The sequence below is a fragment of the Escherichia sp. 20412-1 genome (genome assembly GCF_003027595.1).
Taxonomy (GTDB): Bacteria; Pseudomonadota; Gammaproteobacteria; order Enterobacterales; family Enterobacteriaceae; genus Escherichia; species Escherichia marmotae.
Map to the genome: position 1 here is coordinate 1 of NZ_PYQM01000082.1, position 4,772 is coordinate 4,772.

At 50.8% G+C, this 4,772-nt stretch carries 4 protein-coding genes and 1 tRNA gene; 3 read left to right on the forward strand and 2 right to left on the reverse strand.

Translation table 11 applies throughout. The features are described 5' to 3' along the window. Positions 1-555: 555 nt before the first annotated feature. Positions 556-2,076: an aerotaxis sensor receptor Aer gene (aer, locus tag C7B16_RS23685; protein ID WP_001517126.1), complete on the forward strand. Its 1,521-nt coding sequence runs from the start codon at positions 556-558 to the stop codon at positions 2,074-2,076. Positions 2,077-2,193: 117 nt separating this feature from the next. Here aer and nfeR read toward each other — a convergent pair whose 3' ends face one another. Next, positions 2,194-2,823, reverse strand: a complete 630-nt coding sequence (gene nfeR / locus C7B16_RS23690) for a DNA-binding transcriptional regulator NfeR (RefSeq protein ID WP_000017992.1) — start codon at positions 2,821-2,823, stop codon at positions 2,194-2,196. A gap of 277 nt (positions 2,824-3,100) precedes the next feature. Here nfeR and nfeF point away from each other — a divergent pair, with 277 nt between their 5' ends. Next, positions 3,101-3,865, forward strand: a complete 765-nt coding sequence (gene nfeF / locus C7B16_RS23695) for an NADPH-dependent ferric chelate reductase NfeF (RefSeq protein ID WP_000185302.1) — start codon at positions 3,101-3,103, stop codon at positions 3,863-3,865. 58 nt (positions 3,866-3,923) lie between these two features. Here the strand turns inward: nfeF and C7B16_RS23700 are convergent. Continuing rightward, positions 3,924-3,999 (reverse strand) — tRNA-Ile (locus C7B16_RS23700). A gap of 125 nt (positions 4,000-4,124) precedes the next feature. Between C7B16_RS23700 and mug the strand changes: the two genes are divergently transcribed. Continuing rightward, positions 4,125-4,631: a G/U mismatch-specific DNA glycosylase gene (mug, locus tag C7B16_RS23705; protein ID WP_000227305.1), complete on the forward strand. Its 507-nt coding sequence runs from the start codon at positions 4,125-4,127 to the stop codon at positions 4,629-4,631. The last annotated feature ends 141 nt before the right edge of the window (positions 4,632-4,772 follow it).

Genomic DNA, 4,772 nt, shown 5'->3' on the forward strand with positions numbered 1-4,772 from the left:
GAGCATTATAACGAATGGCATCCGCATAGTGCGTTGGGTTATCGCTCGCCACGGGAATATCTGCGGCAGCGGGCCTGTAATGGGTTAAGTGATAACAGATGTCTGGAAATATAGGGGCAAATCCAGTAACCTGTTCAAAATATGCTCCGGAGGCTCGCGTATCACATGATACCGATTTAAGTATTGCAGGGATTGCGCCACTCCGGCTGCGATTGCGAAAATCGGGATAAACACAAATGCGGCAATCATCTATGCAACATTTAATGCTGATTGTTAACATTTGTTGTTATTTGGTACGATTTCTATCGAGTATGGATTTTGCGCTTGTTATGTAAATGCACTCTTTCAGGGCAGCAAATGCCTGTTTTTTGGCAATGTAATTAATGTTATCGCATAGTAACATGGTGAAAGTATTTTAAATCAATGAATTACATTTTGTGCTTTAATCGCAAATTGCGATCTAAATCAAATTAAACCGCTAAAGATAACCGCGCCGGGGCCGACATAACTTCCGACAAGAAGTTAACAACAATATAACCTGCACAGGACGCGATTATGTCTTCTCATCCGTACGTCACCCAGCAAAATATCCCGCTGGCTGACGATACCACTCTGATGTCTACTACCAATCTACAAAGCTATATCACACATGCTAATGACACTTTTGTGCAGATTAGCGGCTATACATTGCGGGAGTTACAGGGGCAGCCGCATAACATGGTGCGCCATCCGGATATGCCGAAAGCGGCCTTTGCTGATATGTGGTACACCCTGAAACAGGGGGAACCCTGGAGTGGAATCGTGAAAAATCGGCATAAAAATGGCGATCATTATTGGGTGCGGGCGAACGCGGTGCCGATGGTGCGCGATGGCAAAATCAGTGGCTATATGTCGATTCGCACGCGGGCGACGGATAAAGAGATCGCAGCGGTAGAGCCGCTGTACAAGGCGTTGAATGTCGGGCGCACAAATAAGCGTATCCATAAAGGTTTAGTGGTGCGTAAAGGCTGGTTGGGAAAACTCCCTTCATTGCCGCTTCGCTGGCGGGCGCGTGGAGTGATGGCGCTGATGTTTATCGCGCTGGCGACCATGCTCTGGTTTGCCGCCGCACCAGTGGTGAATTATTTCCTCTGTGCGTTAGTGATGCTGTCAGGAATTGCCTGTTTTGAATGGCAGATTATTCGTCCGATAGAAAATGTCGCCAGCCAGGCGCTGAAGGTGGCGACCGGTGAGTGTAACAGTGTTGATCATCTGAATCGCAGTGATGAACTGGGGTTGACGTTGCGGGCAGTAGGGCAGCTTGGTTTGATGTGCCGCTGGTTGATTAATGACGTATCAAGCCAGGTTTCCAGCGTCAGAAGCGGCAGTGAAACGCTGGCAAAAGGCACCGATGAACTTAACGAACATACTCAGCAGACGGTAGATAATGTTCAGCAAACGGTAGCGACCATGAATCAGATGGCAGCGTCGGTAAAACAGAACTCTGCCACGGCTTCGGCTGCCGATAAACTTTCTATTACCGCCAGTAATGCGGCAGTGCAGGGCGGGGAAGCGATGACCACGGTGATCAAAACGATGGATGATATTGCAGACAGTACTCAGCGCATTGGCACTATTACTTCGCTGATTAACGATATTGCTTTTCAGACCAATATCCTCGCGCTGAATGCGGCGGTGGAAGCGGCGCGTGCCGGAGAGCAGGGTAAAGGTTTTGCGGTGGTTGCGGGCGAAGTACGTCATTTAGCCAGCCGCAGCGCCAATGCTGCCAACGATATTCGCAAGCTGATCGATGCCAGTGCTGATAAGGTGCAATCCGGTTCACAACAAGTGCACGCTGCCGGACGGACGATGGACGATATTGTGGCGCAGGTGAAAAACGTAACTCAGTTGATTGCTCAGATTAGCCATTCAACGCTGGAACAAGCTGATGGGCTTTCCAGTCTGACCCGTGCGGTAGATGAACTTAACCTGATTACCCAGAAAAACGCCGAGCTGGTGGAAGAGAGCGCGCAGGTGTCAGCGATGGTTAAACACCGCGCCAGCCGACTGGAAGACGCGGTGACGGTGCTGCATTAATCGGTATGCCGGATATCGTGGTTGGTACACAATGCCTGATGCGATGCTGGCGCATCTTATCAGGCCTACGGGCGCGTAGGCTGATAAGGCGTTCACGCCGCATCCGGCAATCGGTGATTAATCCAGTTGCGTAATATCAAAAGCGGCGCGGTCAATTACCGCAATGATCTTTTTTATCTGCGCGTCGCTGATGTCACTCTGGTTGACACGTAAGTCCAGCACCGCTTTAAAATTATCCAGCGCCCGCTTCATTTGCGGGTTCTGGCGTAGCGCAGCGCCAACGCAGCGGGCTTTGATCCGCTCTTCAATCATTTCCACTTGTTCGCGATTTTCTTCCAGCCACTGCGCGCCCTGTTCGGTCAGCGCAATCTGCTTCTTGCCGCCTTCTTCTTCGCGGATGGTAATCAGCGACTGCTCCTGGAGAAAATCCAGCGTCGGATAGATGACGCCCGGACTTGGGGTGTAATTTCCCTGGGTCAGATTCTCAATCGCTTTAATCAACTCGTAACCGTGGCTGTCATCGCGTGAAAGAATATCCAGAATCACCAGACGCAATTCACCGTGACCAAAAAAACGCTGCCGACGACCACCGCCGCGACCGTGACGACCACCGCAGCATTGACCATGCTCGTGCTCATGCTGATGACCGTGCCCGCAGTGCTCGTGTTCTGACTTCTCACCTTTGCAGCAGCCTTCATGGCGTGGCTGGCCTTCATGTTTACAACACCCTTCGTGATGATGGCTCATAATCAGCCTCCTGTTGCTTAATTAGATATATCTAATTTATATCTAATGTGGGCATTACTGCAAGTGTAAAAATGATTTTTAAACGCAGATGTGCTCAACATGTAGGCCGGATAAGGCGTTCACGCCGCATCCGGCAGCCTTGCTATGGTGCTGAATGCCTTCACATACTTCAGATATATCAATTCTACAAATTGCTTGCATTTATCATGATTAGCAATCATTATCATTTGTGAATTTTATTTAGATATATCTGATTACCATCACGAAGGCGATAACAATGACTAACTCTCCCCGCTACCCACAGCGCGTTCGAAATGATCTGCGCTTCCGTGAACTGACTGTGTTACGTGTTGAGCGTATCAGCGCCGGTTTTCAGCGTATTGTCCTTGGCGGCGAGGCGCTGGACGGTTTTACGTCGCGCGGCTTTGACGATCACAGCAAACTCTTCTTTCCTCAAACTGACGCTCATTTTGTGCCGCCAACAGTAACGGAAGAAGGTATCGTCTGGCCGGAAGGACCGCGCCCGCCGTCGCGTGACTATACGCCGCTGTACGATGAACAACGCCATGAACTGGCGATCGATTTCTTTATACACGACGGCGGCGTCGCCAGCGGCTGGGCGATGCAGGCGCAACCAGGCGATAAACTCACGGTGGCCGGACCGCGAGGTTCGCTGGTGGTGCCGGAGGATTACGCGTATCAGGTGTATGTCTGCGATGAGTCCGGAATGCCTGCACTGCGCCGCCGCCTGGAAACGTTGAGCAAACTTGCCGTTAAACCGCAAGTTACTGCGCTGGTCAGCGTGCGGGATAACGCCTGTCAGGATTATCTCGCGCACCTTGACGGTTTTAACATCGAATGGCTGACGCATGATGAGCAGGCGGTGGACGCGCGTCTGGCGCAGTTGGCAATTCCTGCCGATGATTACTTCATCTGGATAACCGGTGAAGGAAAAGTGGTTAAGAATTTAAGCCGTCGCTTTGAAGCGGAACAGTATGATCCACAGCGGGTACGCGCAGCGGCTTATTGGCACGCGAAGTGATTGAACAGAAAGAAAAAAACAAAAGGCTGACGATTTCTCGTCAGCCTTTTGCTGTGTCTGGTGGCCCCTGCTGGACTTGAACCAGCGACCAAGCGATTATGAGTCGCCTGCTCTAACCACTGAGCTAAGGGGCCATGGTAGCGGATTATAAAGTAACTCCGTGTCGCAATCCAGCCATTACCGCGCGGCTGCTGTTTTTATAAACAATGTGTTTTCAATTCGTTATACTTCCTGCGGGTTGTGTTGTTCAGGAGTTAATATGGTTGACGATATTCTTGCGCCAGGATTGCGTGTGGTGTTTTGTGGCATCAATCCGGGTCTTTCTTCCGCGGAGTCTGGTTTTCCGTTTGCCCATCCGGCGAATCGCTTCTGGAAGGTGATTTATCAGGCCGGGTTTACCGACCGTCAGTTGAAGCCGCAGGAAGCGCAGCATCTGCTGGATTATCGTTGTGGCGTCACCAAACTGGTTGACAGGCCAACGGTGCAGGCTAATGAAGTGTCAAAGCAGGAATTGCACGCAGGTGGGCGCAAGCTAATTGAAAAAATTGAGAATTATCAGCCGCAGGCGTTGGCGATTCTGGGTAAGCAGGCGTATGAACAGGGATTCAGTCAGCGAGGCGTGCAGTGGGGGAAACAAACGCTGACCATTGGTTCGACGCAGATTTGGGTATTGCCGAATCCCAGCGGTTTAAGTCGAGTTTCTCTGGAGAAACTGGTTGAGGCATATCGGGAGTTGGATCAGGCACTGGTAGTGCGTGGGCGATAAAAAACGCCACCAGAAAGGTGTAATGCCGATCAGTTAAGGATCAGTTGACCGATCCAGTGGCTGTGTAAGAATCCGGAAACGCTCACTCGTTTCCGGATTTTTTTATGCACATTGGACAGGCCCTTGATCTGGTATCCCGTT